At 39.8% G+C, this 20,834-nt stretch carries 21 protein-coding genes; 12 read left to right on the forward strand and 9 right to left on the reverse strand.

Translation table 11 applies throughout. The annotated features are described in order from the left end of the window. Nucleotides 1-34: 34 nt before the first annotated feature. Complete coding sequence (locus C8270_RS09165; RefSeq protein ID WP_106496537.1) at nucleotides 35-310, forward strand: hypothetical protein; 276 nt, start codon at nucleotides 35-37, stop codon at nucleotides 308-310. Nucleotides 311-356: 46 nt separating this feature from the next. Here C8270_RS09165 and C8270_RS09170 read toward each other — a convergent pair whose 3' ends face one another. From C8270_RS09170 to rfbA, 7 genes are all read right to left on the reverse strand, one after another. Continuing rightward, a complete protein-coding gene (locus C8270_RS09170) occupies nucleotides 357-2,057 on the reverse strand; it encodes a DUF6044 family protein (RefSeq protein ID WP_106496538.1) in 1,701 nt (566 codons plus the stop codon). Further along, nucleotides 2,020-3,141 (reverse strand): dTDP-4-amino-4,6-dideoxygalactose transaminase, encoded by a 1,122-nt coding sequence (gene rffA / locus C8270_RS09175; RefSeq protein WP_106496539.1) that lies wholly within the window; start codon nucleotides 3,139-3,141, stop codon nucleotides 2,020-2,022. Before rffA ends, C8270_RS09170 begins: the two co-directional genes overlap by 38 nt. Nucleotides 3,142-3,439: 298 nt before the next feature. Continuing rightward, on the reverse strand, nucleotides 3,440-3,805 hold the full coding sequence (locus C8270_RS09180; protein ID WP_106496540.1) for an EamA family transporter: 366 nt from the start codon (nucleotides 3,803-3,805) through the stop codon (nucleotides 3,440-3,442). Nucleotides 3,806-3,807: 2 nt separating this feature from the next. Next, nucleotides 3,808-4,494: a GNAT family N-acetyltransferase gene (locus C8270_RS09185; RefSeq protein ID WP_106496541.1), complete on the reverse strand. Its 687-nt coding sequence runs from the start codon at nucleotides 4,492-4,494 to the stop codon at nucleotides 3,808-3,810. A gap of 4 nt (nucleotides 4,495-4,498) precedes the next feature. Next, complete coding sequence (locus C8270_RS09190) at nucleotides 4,499-5,479, reverse strand: glycosyltransferase family 2 protein (protein ID WP_106496542.1); 981 nt, start codon at nucleotides 5,477-5,479, stop codon at nucleotides 4,499-4,501. After that, a complete protein-coding gene (gene rfbB / locus C8270_RS09195) occupies nucleotides 5,443-6,477 on the reverse strand; it encodes a dTDP-glucose 4,6-dehydratase (protein WP_106496543.1) in 1,035 nt (344 codons plus the stop codon). Before rfbB ends, C8270_RS09190 begins: the two co-directional genes overlap by 37 nt. Beyond that, complete coding sequence (rfbA, locus tag C8270_RS09200; protein WP_106496544.1) at nucleotides 6,470-7,402, reverse strand: glucose-1-phosphate thymidylyltransferase RfbA; 933 nt, start codon at nucleotides 7,400-7,402, stop codon at nucleotides 6,470-6,472. The genes rfbB and rfbA overlap by 8 nt, the downstream gene beginning before the upstream one ends. A 402-nt stretch (nucleotides 7,403-7,804) precedes the next feature. On the opposite strand from rfbA, the gene C8270_RS09205 reads away from it, so the two are divergent. From C8270_RS09205 to C8270_RS09215, 3 genes are all read left to right on the forward strand, one after another. Beyond that, complete coding sequence (locus C8270_RS09205; RefSeq protein ID WP_106496545.1) at nucleotides 7,805-8,038, forward strand: TIGR04197 family type VII secretion effector; 234 nt, start codon at nucleotides 7,805-7,807, stop codon at nucleotides 8,036-8,038. A gap of 37 nt (nucleotides 8,039-8,075) precedes the next feature. Further along, nucleotides 8,076-8,690, forward strand: coding sequence for a hypothetical protein (locus C8270_RS09210; protein ID WP_106496546.1), 615 nt, complete (start codon nucleotides 8,076-8,078; stop codon nucleotides 8,688-8,690). A 77-nt stretch (nucleotides 8,691-8,767) separates the two neighbouring features. Further along, nucleotides 8,768-9,718, forward strand: a complete 951-nt coding sequence (locus C8270_RS09215; protein ID WP_106496547.1) for a threonine ammonia-lyase — start codon at nucleotides 8,768-8,770, stop codon at nucleotides 9,716-9,718. A gap of 211 nt (nucleotides 9,719-9,929) precedes the next feature. On the opposite strand, the gene C8270_RS09220 is transcribed toward C8270_RS09215, so the two are convergent. Next, entirely contained in the window at nucleotides 9,930-11,006 is a 1,077-nt protein-coding gene (locus tag C8270_RS09220) for an RNA-guided endonuclease TnpB family protein (RefSeq protein WP_106496548.1), read from the reverse strand. Nucleotides 11,007-11,010: 4 nt separating this feature from the next. Beyond that, on the reverse strand, nucleotides 11,011-11,409 hold the full coding sequence (gene tnpA, locus C8270_RS09225; RefSeq protein WP_106496549.1) for an IS200/IS605 family transposase: 399 nt from the start codon (nucleotides 11,407-11,409) through the stop codon (nucleotides 11,011-11,013). A 237-nt stretch (nucleotides 11,410-11,646) separates the two neighbouring features. On the opposite strand from tnpA, the gene C8270_RS09230 reads away from it, so the two are divergent. From C8270_RS09230 to C8270_RS09265, 8 genes are all read left to right on the forward strand, one after another. Continuing rightward, nucleotides 11,647-12,504: a chemotaxis protein gene (locus C8270_RS09230; protein ID WP_106496550.1), complete on the forward strand. Its 858-nt coding sequence runs from the start codon at nucleotides 11,647-11,649 to the stop codon at nucleotides 12,502-12,504. Between the two features lie 96 nt (nucleotides 12,505-12,600). Continuing rightward, on the forward strand, nucleotides 12,601-12,801 hold the full coding sequence (locus C8270_RS09235) for an alpha/beta-type small acid-soluble spore protein (protein WP_106496551.1): 201 nt from the start codon (nucleotides 12,601-12,603) through the stop codon (nucleotides 12,799-12,801). 225 nt (nucleotides 12,802-13,026) lie between these two features. Next, complete coding sequence (locus C8270_RS09240) at nucleotides 13,027-13,785, forward strand: alpha/beta hydrolase (protein ID WP_234028529.1); 759 nt, start codon at nucleotides 13,027-13,029, stop codon at nucleotides 13,783-13,785. Between the two features lie 54 nt (nucleotides 13,786-13,839). Next, a complete protein-coding gene (locus C8270_RS09245; RefSeq protein WP_106496552.1) occupies nucleotides 13,840-14,808 on the forward strand; it encodes a dipeptidase in 969 nt (322 codons plus the stop codon). A 272-nt stretch (nucleotides 14,809-15,080) separates the two neighbouring features. Further along, on the forward strand, nucleotides 15,081-15,911 hold the full coding sequence (locus C8270_RS09250; RefSeq protein WP_106496553.1) for an MIP/aquaporin family protein: 831 nt from the start codon (nucleotides 15,081-15,083) through the stop codon (nucleotides 15,909-15,911). Nucleotides 15,912-15,923: 12 nt separating this feature from the next. Continuing rightward, nucleotides 15,924-17,417 (forward strand): glycerol kinase GlpK, encoded by a 1,494-nt coding sequence (gene glpK, locus C8270_RS09255; RefSeq protein ID WP_106496554.1) that lies wholly within the window; start codon nucleotides 15,924-15,926, stop codon nucleotides 17,415-17,417. A gap of 257 nt (nucleotides 17,418-17,674) precedes the next feature. After that, nucleotides 17,675-20,074, forward strand: coding sequence for a penicillin acylase family protein (locus tag C8270_RS09260; protein ID WP_106496555.1), 2,400 nt, complete (start codon nucleotides 17,675-17,677; stop codon nucleotides 20,072-20,074). A 163-nt stretch (nucleotides 20,075-20,237) separates the two neighbouring features. Beyond that, entirely contained in the window at nucleotides 20,238-20,783 is a 546-nt protein-coding gene (locus tag C8270_RS09265; protein ID WP_106498496.1) for a glycerol-3-phosphate responsive antiterminator, read from the forward strand. Nucleotides 20,784-20,834: the final 51 nt, after the last annotated feature.

Consider the following 20,834-nt stretch of genomic DNA (forward strand, 5'->3'; position numbering starts at 1 on the left):
ATAGTTTTCCACAAAAATAATGGGGGTGCTTTTTATGACGCAACAAAACCTACATCAAAAATTACAACAAGCAAGCAGGCAAATAAAATCGGCTCAGCAAGCTGTTAGTGATGCACAGGGTTCAGATGCACAACTGTTGGAACAAGCGGAACAACGGTTACAACAAGCTGAGGATGAATTACAAACTGCTCGGGAGCAGGCGGGAACGGAGGCAACGGAAAATCCACAATTCCAGCAAGCCTCTGAACAACTTCACGATACACGTCAGCAAGTACAGGAAGCGCAGCAAAATAACAACGACATTTTATAAAGGGGGGAGTAGATCGATTTTTTTCGTTCTACTCTCCCATTGTTATTTACTCACTCCCGACAACACGGTACAAATAAATCTTCCATGGCAAATTATCCTTCACAAAGTTTCGCTCGTAACGAAGTCCATTTTCCTTAAAATTTTCAATTGGTAAAGCTGAAAAAATAAAATCGCCACCTAATTGTTTTAATGCCCCTGTGTTTATTGTAAGGTCATCAATCGTTTTTTTACTTTTTTTGGTGAACATATAATGTTTTCCTAAGTCACCAACGAACATGTACAACCTACCACCCCATGTGTCAAAATAGCTCTTTAGCTTGGCGTTTTTTTCAAGTTCCGGGGCGATCACTTTACGAAACTTATGTTTATAGCTTAGTGGAAAGGTATTATTGTACGTGTCCAATGTGTAAAAACCATTATATTGTGCGATGGTGGGATGGAGACCAATGCTGACAACGCGATAGTTTGACTGGTCATCGCCAATGTAATCCTCAATTTCCTGGAATAAGGACTCGGAATAGAATTGTTTGAATGTCGGTGTGCCGATTTCACTATACTTGTTTTCCTCGTTCAACTGAAACACCATCCAACATTGCAAGACAAGCAAGATAACAACAAATGGTTTGAAAAATTTAAAGTGCTTCCACAGAATCGTTAACGCAATTGCGAAACAGAGGTACCAAATTGCCGGATGGAAAAAATGAATCCGGCTAAAATTAAAGGTGTTGGCGACCATGAAATTATCTTTTACAACACGCCAGCCTTCCCAGTACCAAAATGCGTACCATAATGAAAGAAACACATTAAAAAGGAAAAAGCCAATCAGTTGCTTTGGCTTTAGTTTACGATAAGCAGCCACAAGCAATGCAAGCCCAATAATAGGAAAAATGATTAAAAAGTGCAGTGACAAATCATGTGTATGGGCGTTAATTAAATTATGCAGGAATAAATCAAGCGTTCCAGGTAAGTCTTTATGTCCAAGGTCTAATTCATTGCGATGTGAAGTGAATCCACTTTCGAAAAACATCGAGTAAATGAGCAAATAATTTTTAAGGATATAAATGCTAGTCATACCCGCAATTGCTGCAAAAAAAGTCCAATTTGCTTGCTTCATCCGGATCCAATCAAACAACCACCATAATCCCATCAGTGCTAAGAAAAATACAAATGTTAAAATGAAACTTGAGAAAAAGGGAATCAAACATAACACGATCCAGTAATATATCGGCGTGGCTTTTCCTGATGAACGGATGGTTAGAAAAATATGTAATGCTAATGGCAATCCAGCGATAGATAATAAACCAGAAGGCCAATACGGTAAAATAGCAAATCCTAATGCAGCACCAGCTGAAATGAGCGGTACATTGTTTTTTCGAAGGATATGATTTTTTAACAATACATACATACCAAAAAAGGCGACAAACCTCATGATTGTTTGCCCGATCATATATGCAGTCATTGGCTGAAATAATACATACAACCAGACCATCGCATCGAACGCTGAAGGCAATGCACTTCTTGGCAATCCGTTAATCACATTTGGCAAGGTAACATCTGCCAGGGTGAAAATCTGCCCACTTTCCGCAAGCATTTTATACCAGACGATATTGGAATCTAAATTGTCATGTACACGAATATGGGTGTCTTCACCTAGCACGTAATATGGCATTAGATAGGCCAAGATGATAAAACAAGCGATAATAACGTATTTATGTTTGGTAATAGGTGTGAATCGTTTTGACCACATAATCGACTGCCTCTTCTCCGATTCCATAATATAACGGCAAACGTAATAATCGTTCACTTTCAGTCGTTGTGTTTGTGTCACTGCCAATAAACTTTCCATACTTTCTTCCGGCATGCGAGCTGTGCAATGGAACGTAATGTGTCGCCGTCATGATAGCGTGTTTGTTTAAATAATCCATTAACTGGTTCCGTTCTGTCACATCTTTCATTTTAATATAAAACATATGAGCGTTATGCATACAATTTTCTGGTACGTGGGGGATTGTTATGTTCTCCACTGGCTGCAGTTCTCGTTTATAGTGATGCCAGGTTTGCAATCTATTTTCATTAATTGTATTGGCGTGCTGGAATTGAACGTGTAAATACGCAGCATTTAATTCACTTAATAAAAAGGAAGAACCAATATCGCGCCATGTGTATTTATCGACCATTCCTTTCTTAAATTGCTGGCGGTTTGTTCCTTTTTCCTGGATGATTTCCGCTCGCTCCAGGGCAGTTGGGTCGTTGATGATGAGCGCACCACCCTCCCCACAGGTGTAGTTTTTCGTATCGTGAAAGCTAAAGGTACCAAAATGACCGATCGTTCCTAGTGGTTTTCCTTTATATGTACTCAACAAAGCTTGTGCTGCATCTTCAATAACCCATAGTCCATACTTGTGTGCAATCTCCATAATGGCATCCATGTCACAGGCGATCCCTGCATAGTGCACAACAACGATAGACTTTGTTCGATCCGTAATTGCTGCTTCTATTTGTTGAGGATCAATGTTCATTGTATCTGGTGTGACATCAACAAAGCGGATTTTCCCGCCCCTAATTACAAAGGCATTTGCTGTCGAGACAAAGGTATAGGATGGCATGATAACCTCATCCCCGTCTTTGGTTTCCGTTAACATTGCGGTCATTTCCAATGCAGCGGTGCACGATGGAGTCAGCAGAGCTTTTTTACACTGCAAACGACCCTCCAACCAATCGGTACACTTTTTAGTAAACGGGCCATTACCTGATAGTTTACTATTTTCGATCGCCGCACGTATTGCCGATTCTTCACTCCCAACAGCACACGGTTTATTAAACGGAATCACGTTATCACCTCACATTTTAATAAAAACAGTACGGTCGCTGGATAAACACCGAAAGTCGCCGAACGAACGCCGGAAGTCGCCGGACGAACGGGAAAAGTCGCCGGACGAACGCCGAAAGTCGCCGGACAAAAGCCGGAAGTCGCCGGACGAACATCGAAAGTCGCCGAACGAACGCGAAAAGTCGCCGGACGAACACCGGAAGTCGCCGGACGAACACGGAAAGTCGCCGGACCACTCAGCCCGCACCCGCACCCGCACCCGCACCCGCACCCGCACCCGCACCCGCACCCGCACCTACTCATAACGATTGACTTGTCACAATAATGCCTAAGACAATTAATCCGAGCCCAGCTATTTTCTGAACATTAACTGGCTCTTGAAAAAGAAAAATAGAAAGCAGGAAGACCAGAACAAATGACAGGCTCATGAATGGATATGCATAGCTGATATCAAATTTAGTCATTGCCGCCATCCAGAACAGGGAGGCGACAAAAGCGGAAAGAAATCCGGATAAGATGACAGGATCGAGTAATAGGCGCAATAGAAAAAGCAGCTTATCGATTCCTGCTTCTGGGAGATTTCCAGCCCGATCAATTTTCCATTTTAAAATTAATTGTCCATAAACGGTAAAAAATATAGTTCCAAAAATATACGCGTATCCCATTGCTACACTTCCACCGGCTTGGTACCATTCAATTTGTGGTAGACATCTACGGTATGCTTCAATCGGAATCCAAGCGAATAGAATAAATTTAATGATGCTACATTCGCCGCTGAAATGGATGTCCGAAGCGTGTCATGACCAAGCCTGAACTGTTCCAAGCACCCTTTACTAGCGAATGCTTTTGCGAGCCCTTTGTTGCGAAAATCCTTTTTTATTCCGAGCAGAAGAACTTTGTCATCTTCATAGCCATAAAAACCAGCAAGTTCATGTTCATAAAACAGCCCAAAAATCTGGCCTTTTTCATGTAAATCTTTTACCCAGTTCATATAACGTAAGTCAGCAAGCGATGATGGGATATTAAAGTCGCGATGGAACCGTCCATGAACAAAGGCTTCCTCAGCAATAGCGAACACCTCTTCAGCCTGGTAATCTTCTGAAATGAATGTGCCACCGCGGTCAGACGGCACGAATTCATCACGCATACATTCTGGTTCGATCAATGTATCCATATAGTAAAAGCCATGATCCAATAATTTTTCAGGGCTTTTTAATGGATCTACTTTAATGGTGTAATGGCCCTCTTGCCAATCGGTTTCTAGCAACGCATCTTCAGTCATGGAAATAACCTCGTATGTGTCGATGGAAAAATTTCGTTTGTCCCATGGTGTAGGTCGTAAGTGCTCCGTCATACAATCAGCTCCCGTCATTCGTATCTTTCTCTAATGCCTCAGACGTCGTTTGGCGAATCAAATATAGTGGTCTTCCTTTCGTTTCGTTGAATACTTTTCCCAAATAAAGACCGAGTACGCCAATATTGAAAAAAATCAGTCCGCCAATAAAGTAAATGGAAACCATCACACTGGTCCAACCTTGAACAGGTACATCCAGAAAAAAGTATCGGCCAACTAAAAACACCCCATACAAAAAGGAAATAAGGGAGATGATAAAACCGAATTGAATCGATAATCGTAATGGCTTATTTGACTGGGAAATAATCACATCTGTCCCAAGCGAAATCAGCTTTTTTAGATTATAGGATGTTTTCCCTACTTTTCTTGCGTTATGTTCGACCTGAACTGTACCTGTTTGATACCCCATCCATTGGATAAATAGAGGAAAAAAGCGATTTTGTTCCCTCATTTGTCGAAAACTTTCTACTACCTTTTTTGAGCTGATACTAAAATTGGCGATCGTACAGTCAGATGATCCACTTGTGAAATAATCATACACACGATAAAAAAACTGTGATGATTTGCGCTTGATCCATCCATCCTGTCGCTCCACACGCTTACCAAAAACAACATCATATCCTTCTTGCGCTTTGCTATACAATCTGCCAATTTCCTCTGGACGATCTTGTAAATCACAATCCATCACGATGATCCAGTCTCCAGTTGTGTGATCAAGTCCTGCAGTGATCGCGTGATGTTGCCCAAAATTTCGAGCGAGATCAATTCCTTTGACACGACTATCCTGTGCACTTAATTGTTTAATGGTTTCCCAGGCATGATCAGGACTGGCATCATTGACAAGAATCATTTCCAGGCGGGCCGGAATCGCCTCGATGGCAGTTGCAACACGATTATATAAATCTGTTAAACAAGATTGGCAACCATAAACGGGGACAACTACCGAAATTAAAGGATAACTTTTTCCCACTGGTTCACATACCATGCAACGGTTTGTTTTAGACCGGATTTAAATGAAACGACAGGTTGCCAACCTAATGATTGCCGGAGTTTTGTATCGTCAACAGCATACCTTCGATCATGACCTTGACGATCCGTAGTAAACAAAATAAGTTCTTTAAAACTATGAATGGACGAATGTGCCTTAATTTCCGGTTTCAATTGATCCAGGATGTCGCAAATTTCCGTAGCAATCGTGATATTCGTCCGTTCATTTCCCCCACCGATATTATATGTTTCTAGTCTATTTCCATGATGGTAGATAAGATCCAAAGCACGACAATGATCTTCTACATAGAGCCAGTCGCGAATATGTTGACCATCACCGTAAATAGGGATCGGTTGTAAGGCGAGCGCGTTTGCAATGATTGTGGGAATTAGTTTCTCCTTATGCTGTCTTGGCCCATAATTATTCGAACAACTGGAGATAACGACATTCATTCCAAAGGTGGAGCCAAAGCTTTTGACAAGTAAATTGGCACCCGCCTTTGATGCGCTATAGGGATTTCGTGGATCATATGGTGTCAGTTCATGAAATTTACCTGTTGCGCCGAGCGACCCATAGACTTCATCAGTAGAAATGTGATGGAATCGCCTTTCTGTGAGCACATCTTGTTTTTCCCATGCATTTCGAGCTGCCTGCATAAGAACCGTCGTACCGATAACGTTCGTTTCGACAAACTGTTTAGCATCTTGGATAGACCTGTCGACGTGAGATTCTGCAGCAAAATGGATGACACCAGAAATATCAAAGTCTGTAAAAATTCTATTTATCAATGTTTCATCGGTAATATCACCGTTTATGAAATCATAGCCTTGATGCTTTTCTGCTTCATCTAAGTTTGCTGTTGATCCAGCATAAGTCAGTTTATCAATATTCAGTAGTAGTTCATCAGGATACTTTTCCAAAAAATACGTAATGAAATTAGATCCGATAAATCCCGCTCCACCGGTTACAAGCAGTGTTGGTTTCTGTTTATTCATTTTCCACCAGTCCTAACATTGGATTCTGATCGATGGATTCCCAGTATTGTTGTGTATGTTTGCGGCCGGCAATTTCTAGTAAGTATTTTCCATAATCATTCTTTTCCATCGATTTTCCCTTTTTCATTAGCATTTCATTATCGATATACCCCATGTAATAGGAGATTTCCTCCAAACAAGCGAGCTTAAAACCTTGGCGTTGCTGAATATTTTTCACAAATTCTGCCGCATCAAACAGGGAATCATGCGTTCCAGCGTCCATCCAGGCAAACCCTCTCCCTAACAATTGAACGTCTAACTCTTCTCGTTTTAAATATTCCTTGTTTAAGTCGGTAATTTCTAATTCTCCACGCTTTGAGAAACTGAGTTTTCTAGCAAAACTGGCGGCGCGGTGGTCATAAATATACAACCCTGTTACGGCAAAATCTGAGCGCGGCTCCACTGGTTTTTCTTCCAGTGAAATCACTTTTTGTTGATGGTCAAATTCGACAACACCAAATCGTTCTGGGTCCTTTACTCGATAGCCAAATACGGTTGCATGTTTATGGTGTTTGATTGCATTTCTTAGTAGAGTCGTAAACCCTTGCCCGTAGAAAATGTTATCACCAAGTATTAGGGTGACATCATCCTTTCCAATAAAATCCTCGGCAATCATAAATGCTTCCGGAATTCCATTTGGCTCAACCTGTTCCTCGTATGAAAGCGAAATTCCAAGCTCTGACCCATCACCTAATAATTCCTCAAACCGGGGCCTATCAGCGGGAGTGCTGATGACCATTATTTCTTTCATGCCGGCTAGCATTAATACAGATAATGGATAATAAATCATTGGTTTATCATAAACTGCTAAAAGATGTTTATTAATACTATTTGTGCTTGGTGACAATCTTGTTCCACTTCCACCAGCAAGTATGATGCCTTTCATGAATATCATCCCTTCGTTTAATCTGGTAAGTTTCATTTTAAAAACGGGAATTTGCCGAAACATCCTAAAAAGTTCTAATTACAAATAAAAAAGGATCTCTTACCAAGCTATTGCCTTTTTTTAGAAAAATAATCTTACAATTTCATTTCATTTTGGTTAGGGGGATGTAAAAATAGTGATTGGGCTGTTATGGCTGGATTTTCGAATGCTTAATTAGCCCTTGTTCAAGAAGATTAGGTTTAAAAACAATGTAGAATAAAAGTAACAATTTCAAGAAACAACAGTGTCTAACACCAATATTAACTTGTAATCCCTTCCATATACATGCTAGAATTTTAATTAACTGTGTTAAAATTCAGAAATAAACAGCCACTCAAAAATATAGGATAATGGGAGGATGCAATGATTCAGATTAATTTTCTAACGGCGGATCAAATTGCCACACGTATGGGAAACGCTTCGGACGCTATCCAACAAGCAACTGACAAAACCATTTCAAAAGACGAACGAACGACTCTCACTGTGAATCAGAAAGCGCAAGATATCAATCAACAAGCCAAGGAACTTGCACAGCAGTTAACTTTTCAACAAACCATTCAAAATATTCAGTTGGTCGCAGAAGAATTTGAACGATAAAATGTTCAAATCTATGTTGACAGCAGGGTGACGACTAATGAAGAGGATATTCTATTTTTTAGTAATATTTACGGTATGTTTAACGGTAATTGGATGTCAAACATCTACAAAGAAAAATGGAGATGATGATGCAGATAGTCAGAAAATCAAAGATGAAGTAAATGATGGAAATAGGGGAAAGGACATGAATGGGATTGATATTTATGAATTTGCTTTTATAGGGAAAGCACCAGAAGCTAAAGAAAAGCATTCATTGCGAAAGGTAATTAAAGTATACTTCAGTGATGGGAGCATATCTGAAATGAATGAAGTAGCAATTGATGTTGCAAGTAAAGAGATTTATAAAAATCCTTCGATGCGTAATCGTGGCCTCCGCTTTAATAATGGGACGATTAAATTTTACGAAGCCGAACAGGTAATGGAGATTTTAGAAAAACATGAGGTTCAAAAATGGAAGCGTAATTATACTTTTGAAGATCCAACTTCTTATCAGGATGGTTACAGTTGTTCACTTTGGCTTCAATATGAAGACGGAACAGTTCAAAAATATAGAGGAGAAGGTACCGATAAGGATGATATTACACCTGATAATTTTGATGAATTTGCTGCGGATTTAAGCAACTTTGTAGATGAGAGACTGGGAGAAAAATAATTGTGTGTGCTAGGTACCCGAACTATTTTGAATTGTTTGGGTTCCTGGTATGCAAATCGAGAAAAGGGGCCTTTCTAATGATTACGATTCACGATATCCATCAAGCACGTAAGCAGATTACGGAAATTATTCACGAAACACCGATTATAAAATCACAACAGTTATCCGCTATTTGTGGAAATGACATTTATTTAAAGGGAGAACATTTGCAGAAAACAGGAGCGTTTAAGATTAGGGGAGCGACAAATAAAGTCAAGCAGGTTGTTAAAGATGGTGCAACATTTGTAACAGCTGCTTCATCTGGTAATCACGGGCAGGCTGTTGCATATATCGCAAATGTACTAGGAGTATCTGCGACAATTGTTGTTCCTGAAGATGCGACATGGAGCAAGATTCAAGCGATCGAAGCATATAACGGAAAAATTGAAAAATGTGGATTTACTTCTGCAGAACGCCTTCCTCGTGCCCAGGAATTGGCTCGGGAAAAAGATGGAGTGTACATACCACCATACGATGATCCGTTTATCATTGCTGGACAAGGCACTGTAGGTTTGGAAATTCTTGAACAGCTTGATGATGTGGATGTAGTTGTTGTTCCGATCGGTGGAGGTGGATTAATTTCCGGAATCCTAACGGTGATAAAAGAAACGAAACCCAATGTGAAAGTTATCGGAGTCGAGCCGGAAATTGCTAATGATACACTTTTGTCATTGGAAAAAGGTGAAATTACTACAATTCCGGAAACAAGAACCATTGCTGATGGACTCCGAACAAGTCAACCTGGTGATGTAACATTTCCGATTGTTCAAAAATACTTGGATGAATTGGTACTTGTCAGTGAGGAAGAAATTCGTCAGGCGTTATTTTTCGTTTTAGAACGAATGAAACAGCTAATTGAACCTTCAAGTGCTGTGACAGTTGCTGCAGCAATGTTTGGAAAGTTAGGGGTTAAGGACAAAAAAGTGACATGTGTCCTTTCTGGCGGGAATGTGGATGTACGAAAACTCGGTGAGATTTTCCCAGAATAAATAATAATTGTTAAATTAGGGCTTTTTTCGGCGTAAATAGGTCAATTATATCTTAATTGAGACTCCCACGTCTAAAGACGCAAGCCCTAGACCTTACGGTGAAACGGGTGGGATTCTTGCATGACTAAGCGTTCGCAATTCATTTCTGCTTTGAACAGCCTACAAGGTGGGGGCATCTCATTGCCACTCATAGGGCAGAACATATAGTTCCCTACGCTGATCGACTATTACCATCAACCACAGGTGCATATCGAATATTCATAGCACCTACTAAATCACGATGTTTTGTGAATCCGCACTTACACCTGTATTTTCTGTCTTTTGCTTTATTCTTTTCAGAACAATCCGGACACGTTTGGCTTGTGTATGCAGGGTTCACATATTCAACTTTAATTCCTTCTAAATTCGCTTTGTATTCAATGAACTGCGATAGACGATAGAATGACCATGTGTTCAAGTTCTTTTCGTTTTTGCGACTTGTTCGTGTCGTCTGTCTAATGTTCGCTAATTGTTCTAAGCGAATCACAGAAATTTTATTGTCTCTAGCAAAATTAACAATGGCACGACTAATCTTATGGTCTTGATCTTCCATCCAACGTTGTTCTTTATCTTTTGAACTGCGAATAGCATTTAACTTTTTCTTTTTTCCTAATGCTATACGAACAGAACGAAACTTTCTCTTTTTAAACTTGTTCTGGCTGCCATTACCAAAGAAGCGTACCTTTTCATCGTCTGTTACAGCGACAGCAGGTACTTTAAGACCTAAATCCACCCCCATGACTTTTACACCAGTTCCCTGAACAGTGGGAATTGTGACAGAAATTTGTGCAATCCATTTGTCCGCCTTTTTCGTGATACGTAGTGTACCTAATTTATGTTTTAACAAATCAAAATTACGGTTATCCTTATCTACCAATAAGGCACAAATAGGTGTTTTCTTTGCTTTTCCGTCAATCATGATTGGCATGGAAATATGAGTGAGGTCAAAAGAATAATTTTGATTGTTCCAAATACAAACTGGCTTCTTCAATACTGGAACCGTTTCAAATTTAGTTTTCTTTGCCTTCTTAAAAACACTTTTAGCATCTTTGATTGCTTGGTTTTTCACCGCACTTGGCAGAGGTACATCAATATTTTTACTGGATTTCTTGGTGACTTTCTTTTCTTTCGCCATTTCAGACACAAGAGTATTAATCGTTGAAATGTACGTTTTACTCATTTTCGTCAACGTTAAATCCTGTTCTTTGGTAGGTAACAATTTGATTTTCACAGTGATTGTTTGTGACATAATTTCACCCCCTTGTTTTTTGTTGTTCAACATATTGCTTAATGGTCTGGCTTGATACATTTCCAGCAGTCGAAACAAAATAAGAACGTGTCCACAAACTCTGCAAGTGTTGAAGGTGTGAAAATTCTTCACGCAATTGTTTAGATGTCACTCCCTTTATTTTTGCCATAATGTCCGTTGGGCTTAATGTTGGTAGTGCATTTAGAAACATGTGTGCATGATCTTTGTCACATTCTAAAGCAACAACTTTTACTTTTAGCGAATCACATATTTCATGCGTCATTTCTTTAAATCTTTGTTCTACTTTGGCATCCAGAAATATCTTCCTCCGATAGCGAGGACAAAATACAAAATGATAGTTAATCAATGATACAGTTGTCTTTGTTCTTCTATATTCTTCCATACTTATATTGCATCAGTTCATCATTATAACTGCAACAAATATATAAAATTAAAGATAGTGGAATCTTCAAATACTTGAAGCACCACAAAACATTACAGTTAAAAGTGTCACTCCGTATTTGACCTCACTATCATCCCATCCCTAAAGGGGGTACTATCGGACCGGAATGGGCTTTCTCGTTCGGAAAATCTGTAATAACATGATTGACTTTTCAATCCCTAATTAAGGAGTGAGCCCATGACGCAAAAAATTGCTGTTGCGATACTTCATGGAGCAGGTACACCTGAGGAAAACTTTGCCGAGGAAATGATCAAAAAAGTTGCTGATGGTTTTTTAAAAAAATTTCAACAAGAAGATTTGAAACAGGAATTGGTGTTTGAACCGGTGTTTTGGTCGGAAGTATTTGAAGGAGAGCAGGAAAAACTTTGGAATCGGGTACAAAAAGATGCAGACCTTGATTACCATCGATTGCGGCAATTTACAATTGAATTTCTCGCCGATGCTGTGGCCTATCAGCCAACTACACTAGGCGCGCAAAACTATGACAAGGTGCATGCCATGCTTGCGGAATCACTTTGTAGATTAAAGCAAAAGGCTGGTCCTGATGCGCCATTATGCGTGATAAGTCACAGTCTTGGCTCCATTGTTGCAAGTAATTATTTTTTTGATTTGCAATTTAGGCGGGAAAAGATAGGGACGTGGACAAAACAATCGATGGAAAATTCTCCATTAGAAAAAGGTGATACACTCACACTTTTTTACACAATGGGGAGTCCAATGGCATTGTGGTCTTTACGATATATTGATTTTGGTTCACCCATTTATGTTCCTTCGCCAGTGTTGAAAAATTATTATCCAAATGTTCAGGGTGAGTGGCTTAATTTTTATGATAAAGATGACGTGCTTGCTTACCCATTAAAATCATTAAATGATACGTTCCAAACCCATGTCACAAAAGATGTTGCCGTAAATGTTGGTGGAATGTTTACAAGCTGGAATCCATTTTCACATAGCAAGTATAATACCGATAATGATGTACTTGAGCCAATTATCAATGGTTTGGTAAGGACATGGGAGGAAGTAAACAAAACCTAAAACACCACCATTCACCAGGAATAATATATGCCTAATGTTAAACAATAATGTTGAACAGGGATTTTCTGTTCCAAACCCCACGAGAGGTGATCAAACATGGCAAATGACAACAATAGTAATGATTTGTTAGTGCCTGGTGCGGAAAATGCAATGGAAAACATGAAACAAGAAATTGCAAATGAATTCGGCGTTCAGCCTGGAGCTGACACGACAGCACGTGAGAACGGATCGGTGGGTGGCGAAATGGTCAAACGAATGATTCAAATCGCCGAACAAAGTATGCAAAATCGAAAATAAATAGCATACACAAAAAGAGGACTCAACCCGAGTCCTCTTTTTGTGTGGGACATGGGGACAGGTTTCTTGTCCCAGTCATGATGAGCGGGCGGCAGGGGGTAAACAGTCGATGGGACATGGGGTCAGCGAATTGTTCCCAAAAAAAAGCAATGGGACAACTAACCTGTCCCCATGTCCCAACTTTGTGATAAAATGGAATTGTCTAAAACTGGAGGAGGAAATGTTGTGGGGAATAATAATCAGGTTATGAATGGTGCTGAGGAATTTTATTTTCTTGGTAATCAAACAGGAGTACTCGTGATTCATGGGTTTACAGGTTCAACACAAAGCATGCGTTTTTTGGGTGAACAGTTGGCTGATGTTGGTTTCACTGTATTTGGGCCAAGGCTTACCGGGCATGGAACTACACCGGAAGATATGGAACAAGCAACATATCACAATTGGATGGAAACGGTTGAAAATGGGTTGAAAAAATTAAATGAGTCATGTTCGGAAGTGTTTGTTACAGGGCTATCAATGGGCGGTACACTCACACTTTACTTAGCAGAGCATCATCCTGAACTAAAGGGAATTATGCCGATTAACGCTGCAACACATATGCCTGAAATGAATGCTGCATACAAGGATTTATCTTCTACAGATACGAGATTTGTTGATGGGATTGGTTCCGATATAAAAAAAGAAAATGTAAAAGAGCTCGCTTATGCTAAAACACCAGTGAAATCGATGAGAGAACTTATAACTTTGTCAGAACAGGTTCGGAATAATTTGGGGAAAATTAACATGCCTACCCTTATTTTTTCGTCAGTAGAGGATCATGTCGTACCACCGGAGAATTCACAAGAAATTTTTGAAACAATTTTAGCAGAAGACCGAAAGCTTATTTCATTGGATAACAGTTATCATGTTGCAACACTTGATAATGACAAAGAACACATTGCTGAAAAATGCATTGAGTTTGTCAAGGAAAAGAGTGCTTTATAGTAGCACGATTCCAAAATAAGCGGAAAACCTAACACTAAATAAGGAGACTTTTGCATGAAACTAATCGATACACATTGCGATGTTTTATTAAAATTGCAGCTGGCTAAAAGAGGACAAGCATTTGATATGGAGCCTTTGTCCTTTAAAAATTCAACCCAATTGGACAGCAATTTACAACGCTTAAAGCAAGGAAATGTCATGGTACAGTTTTTTGCCATATTCATCCACCCAGAAGTACCTTCAGATGAGAAATGGCAGCATGCATTGGAACAGATTGATTTATTTTATTCTGAAGTACTTGGGAAAAATCCTGAAATGAAACATATTAAAAAATGGGGAGATCTAGACGACCTTAACGAAGATGAAATAGGTGCAGTTCTAACATTAGAGGGAGCAGATGCTTTTGGCAATGACCTAGTTAAACTGCGACATCTTTATCGATTAGGTGTTTTATCAATTGGATTGACATGGAATAATGCTAACCTGTGTGCGGACGGTGCAGGGGAGCCTCGTGGTGGTGGCTTAACACTGCTTGGTAAAGAAGTCGTTACATATAACAATGAGCATAATGTTTTTACCGATGTCTCACACGCCACTGTAAAAGGGTTTTGGGATATTATGGAACTAGCAGATTATCCAATTGCGAGTCATTCCAATGTAAGGGCACTAACTGATCACCCGCGTAATTTATATGATGACCAGATAAAAGCAATGTTTGAAAAAAATGGACTTATCCATGTCGTTTTTCATCCACTTTTCACAACTGGTAATGAACAAAACGCAACAATTTCAGATCTTATTAAACATATTGATCATTTATGTTCACTTGGCGGGGTTTCACAAATAGGTTTTGGTTCTGATTTTGATGGAATAAGCAGTTATATTAACGGCCTTGAAAATGCCGCGACCTATCAAAATATCATCAATGAACTGTTGAAACATTACACAGAGGACCAGGTCAGAGGATTTGCTTCGCGAAACTTTTTGGATCATCGGCCGAACATAGGAAAAAGTCTTCGCTGATGCCAGTTTCACATAATGTTAAACGGCAACTAAAATGATTCACCGTCTATATAATTCCGCTATTTTAAATAAAATGATTGTTGACAGCGTTTTCAGTTTGATTTACAATTGTTGATAACAAGTTAATGACGTGGTGGAGATTTGGAGACCCACATTTCGGTAATACTTTCCTTAGGGAAGGTGTGTTACAGAAGTGTGGGTCTTTTTTCTTATACACAAAAAGGTTTCTTGTTGTTGCAAAAAGGTTATTAGTAAACAGAGGGGTGTATACGATGTCCGAGTTTTTAGCTGAATTAATCGGAACAATGATTCTGATTATTTTAGGTGGTGGAGTTGTTGGTGGTGTAGTTCTAAAAGGATCGAAAGCTGAGGGATCTGACTGGATCGTCGTAACGGTCGGTTGGGGTCTAGCCGTTGCGATGGGGGTATATGCGGTTGGTAATTTTACTGGCGCTCATATTAATCCCGCTGTGACACTAGGGTTCGCAGCTGCTGGGGACTTCCCATGGTCAAAAGTTCCAATGTATATTAGTGCACAACTAATTGGGGCGATCATTGGTGCAGCTATCGTCTTTTTAAATTATTTACCACATTGGAAGGAAACAAAGGACCAAGCGGCGAAATTAGGAGTATTCGCAACAGATCCAGCTATTCGCAGTCCGTTTTCCAACTTAGTTAGTGAAATTATCGGAACATTTGTCTTGTTAATGGGTCTTATGTTTATCGGTGCCAATGAATTCACAGAAGGGTTAAACCCATTGATTGTTGGGGCATTGATCGTTGCCATTGGTTTATCATTAGGGGGTGCGACTGGATATGCGATAAATCCGGCGCGTGACCTTGGACCGAGAATTGCACATGCGCTTCTGCCGATACCGGGAAAAGGCGGATCTGATTGGGGTTATGCTTGGATTCCTGTTGTTGGTCCAATTATCGGCGGTGTTTATGGTGCGGTCTTTTATAAAGCTATCTTTGAAGGTGAATTTTCCGTCTTCTTTTGGGTGTTAAGTGCGATTATTGCTGTTATCTTAATTGGAGCAGCCAGTTCTGAACTGAAAAAAGGGAGAACAGCAGCTAACAAAATGGAAGAAAAAATGAATTAGGGGGAATTAATAATGACAAAACAATTTATTTTATCCTTGGATCAAGGAACAACAAGTTCACGTGCGATTCTTTTTGACCACAATGGAGCAATCGTAGAAACAGCGCAGAAGGAATTTGAGCAGTTTTTCTCACAACCGGGCTGGGTTGAACACGATGCTAATGAAATTTGGAATTCCGTTTTAGCTTGTGTAGCAGAAGTTCTGCGAAAAGCGGATGTTGATCCAAGCCAAATCGCTGGAATTGGGATTACAAACCAACGGGAAACAACGGTAGTTTGGGATAAAAATACCGGAAAGCCGATTTACAAAGCGATCGTTTGGCAATCGCGTCAGACAGAAGGAATTTGTAAAACGTTACGTGAAAAGGGTTACAATGACTTGTTTAGAGAAAAAACGGGATTATTGCTTGATCCGTACTTCTCCGGCACAAAAGTGAAATGGATCCTTGATAATGTAGATGGTGCAAGGGAGAAAGCGGACAATGGTGATTTGTTGTTTGGCACAATGGATACATGGCTTGTTTATAAGCTGTCTGGTGGTAACACACATATTACCGATTATTCAAATGCGTCTCGCACATTGATGTTTAATATTTATGATCTTAAATGGGATGACGAACTATTGGATATTTTAACTGTTCCAAAAAGTATGTTGCCAGAGGTTCGTCAATCCTCTGAAGTGTATGCGAATACGGTCGATTATCACTTCTTTGGACATGAGGTTCCGATCGCTGGGATTGCTGGTGACCAACAGGCAGCATTGTTCGGTCAGGCTTGTTTTAATGAAGGAATGGCCAAAAACACGTACGGAACAGGTTGTTTCATGCTAATGAACACGGGTGAAAAAGGCGTAGCATCAGATAATGGATTGCTAACAACTTTGGCTTGGGGTGTTGATGGAAAAGTAGAGTATGCACTGGAAGGCAGTATTTTTGTAGCCGGTTCCGCAATTCAATGGTTACGTGATGGTTTGAAAATTATTGAAGACGCACCACAAAGTGAAGGTTTTGCTACAAAAGTTGATTCTACGGAGGGCGTCTACATGGTACCAGCATTTGTTGGTCTAGGAACACCGTATTGGGATAGTGAGGCAAGAGGTGCTGTTTTTGGTTTAACACGCGGAACAAGTAAAGAACACTTCATCCGTGCAACACTTGAGTCATTGGCTTACCAAACAAAAGATGTGCTAGATGCAATGATTGCTGACTCTGGAATCGATTTGAAAACGTTACGCGTTGATGGCGGTGCTGTAAAAAATAATTTCCTTATGCAATTCCAAAGCGATATATTAGGGGTACCTGTTGAACGGCCAGTTGTCCAGGAAACAACTGCATTAGGTGCGGCATACCTTGCAGGGTTAGCTGTTGGATACTGGAAAGACAAAGATGAAATTGCCAAACAATGGCAACATGATAAAACATTTAAAAACGCGATGGAAAATGGGAAAAGGAATGAACTTTATGATGGATGGAAAAAGGCTGTGACAGCAACCCGAGCTTTTAAATAATTATTCATCTCGTTTAATATAGCTGTTCCATGTAGTTATTGGAACAGCTATTTTTTTATCTTGAATCCTTTTATGATTATTCCTCTCACAGGCTCGGATTCAGTGAAAGTTTCCTGTTATATTGACCAATAATATCCGACTGAATAATAATTCACTCTAATAGAGGAATTTCTTGATCGATGTAGAATTATATAATATAAACAGAAAATACTGTAATTTTAATCGAATGAGAGAGATTTTAGAGGAGGAACTTTTCATTGGAACTACACGAACCAAATCCGCTCAAGTCTGAGCCACGGAAAAAGAAACGTAATAAGAAAAAAATTATACTTTATATTGTCGGTGTTTTGCTAGCTTTAGGGCTTGCTGTATTCTTTTTTATAAACGCATATGTAAACAAGTCATTACCACAATTGGAAGGGACAATCGAACTGCCAAATTTACAACAAGAAGTAACCGTTATCACGGATGAAAATGGTGTGCCACACATAAAGGCTGAAAATGAGCATGATTTATTTATGGCTCAAGGCTATATTCAAGCGCAAGATCGAATGTTTCAAATGGAAATGTCAAGAAGGCAAGCTTCCGGAACACTTAGTGAAGTTGTTGGTGAAGCAGCAGTTGATCAGGACAAATATTTTCGAACGCTTGGGTTAAGGAGAGCAGCTGAAGAATCATATGACATCTATGCAGAGGAATCAAAACAAGTTTTGCAGTGGTTTGCAGATGGGGTGAATACATATATTAATGAAGCCAAAGAGGATAACAGTTTACCAGTTGAATTTACCTTGATGGGATCAGAGCCAGCAGAATGGACAGCAATTGATTCGCTAACTATTGGGAAATACATGGCATTTGACCTTGGGGGGCATTGGGAAAGACAAGCCTTCAATTATTATGCATTGCATAACTTTGATGAGGAAAAGGCCTATGAGTTATTTCCTAGCTATCCAGAAACAAAACCGACCATTATAAATGAGGCAGAAGTAGATGTTGCAAGCAGCTTTGAACATGCGGTTATTCCTCATGCTTTTAATGGTAGTAACAACTGGGTGGTTAGTGGGGATAAAACAAAGTCCGGGATGCCGTTATTGGCAGATGATCCACATTTAGGTCTGGCCACTCCGTCTATTTGGTATCAAATGAATTTAGAAACGGATGAGATGAATGTAGGTGGAGTAATTTTCGCCGGTGTTCCAGGGATTATTTTGGGACATAATCAACATGTTGCTTGGGGTGTGACCAATACAGGACCAGATGTACAACAATTGTATATTGAAAAACGCAATCCCGATAATCCAAATGAATTTTTGTTTGAGGATGAGTGGGAACAGGCGGACGTGATTGATGAACCGATCAAAGTCAAAGATGGGGATACAATAGACTATCAAGTTGTTGAAACCCGTCACGGCCCAATTGTCTCAGAATTTGCGGAAGAAAGCGGAAAGGATACTGTGATGTCACTGCGATGGACGGCACTTGATCCAACGACGGAGCTTCAAGCTATTCTGAAAATGAACAAAGCTAAAAATTGGAATGAATTTGAAAAAGGGTTAGAAAACTTCCTAGCTCCAGCGCAGAATTTTGTTTTTGCTGCGAAGGATGGGACAATTGCTTATAAAGCTAATGGTAATATTCCGATCTATGAAAATGGTGATGATGCTTTATTGCCATTGTCAGGCTGGGAAGAAGAAAATATCTGGCAGGGCTACATTCCCTTTGATGAACTGCCAACTGTTGTAAATCCAGATAAAGGATTTATTGCTACAGCAAACAATAAAGTAGTCGGTGAACAATATCCTTATCATATAAGCAACGTATGGGCACAGCCTTATCGTTATGAACGAATTGCAGAAGTATTGGCAGCTAACGATAATTTGACTGTAGACGACATGCAAGATTTGCAGATGGATCAAACGAATTTGCAGGCACGGGAGTTCGTTCCAATGTTTATGAAAGTATTGGAAGGCGCGGATATTTCTGATACGGAGTCAGAAGCGTTGACATTATTGGAGGAATGGGATTACAAAGATGATGTTCGTTATGCTCAACCATTAATTTTCCATACATGGATGGATGAGGTTGAGGCAGTATTGTATGACGATGAGATCCCGGAAAACATGATGGATCTATTTGGTAGCCGTGGTCAAACAACGGATGAGCTATTAAGGAAAGCTGCAAACGGGGGAAATTCAGTTTGGATTGAGGAAAATGGTGGCCTAAAGGAAGTGCTACATATATCGTTAACGAATACGATCAAACAATTAGCATCGAGTTTTGGAGACGATTTATCCGCGTGGGAATGGGGTGACTATCACCAAGTCCAGTTTTACCACCCACTTTCAGATGTGAGCCCAGTCTTAGCATTCTTCTTTAATCGTGAGGATTCCATTCCTGTTGGGGGCAGCAGTGTGACACCAATGGCCGCAAGTTATGATGAATCTACCGGTGAAGTCGATCATGGTGCATCATGGCGATTTGTCATTGATACAAATGATATGGCGTTAGGGTATCATATCGTTGGACCAGGGCAGTCAGGGCATTTTAAAAGTGAATGGTATCATGATCAAATGGATGACTGGGTCGAAGGGAACTACCATGAAACAAATATAGCCAGTAGTGAAGGGGAAGAACTGAAACTAGTTCCAACTGAATAATTTTGATAACTTGATATTTTGTATCGCCCTTCCACTTTTCAAAAACGTAACGGCAATGCTATGATAATGTTTCGGAAATATATTTTACACGAAAGCATAAATGAAAAACTTCGGCACCTGCTATAGAGAGACGAGTGCCAAGTTTTCTAATGAGGTGATCGTTATTGCTGAACTAAACGGAATTTTACCAGCTGTTAGGGAAATGAAAGATTTTGAAAAACTACTTGATAGTAATCACGACTATATTATTTTTTTAGAATCGCGACTTTCACAAATTAAATCACTTGTGTCATATGCAAAACGATCAAATAAAAAAGTACTAGTGCATGCTGATTTAATTCAAGGACTAAAGACAGACGAATATGGCATTGAATTTATTTTCCGGGAAATAAAGCCTGATGGGATTATATCAACAAGGGGTAATGTGATTTCATTGGCGAAACAACATCACATATTAGCTATTCAGCGAATGTTTGCGGTGGATTCCCATGCATTGGAAAATACAATTCATATTGTTAATCGAGTGAAACCGGATTATATTGAGATCATGCCAGGAATAGTCCCAACGTTAATTACGGAAATTTACGAACGGACGCAAATACCCATCATCGCCGGTGGTTTGATCAGAACAAGTGAGGACGTTCATTTGGCTTATGGTGCAGGAGCGAAGGCGATATCAACGTCTGATAATGAGTTGTGGGGGCTATAACAGCCTCCTATTTTTTTGGGGATTTTCCGGCTTGGGAGCGGGAACATTGGG

The sequence above is a fragment of the Lentibacillus sp. Marseille-P4043 genome (assembly GCF_900258515.1).
Lineage (GTDB): Bacteria > Bacillota > Bacilli > Bacillales > Amphibacillaceae > Lentibacillus_C.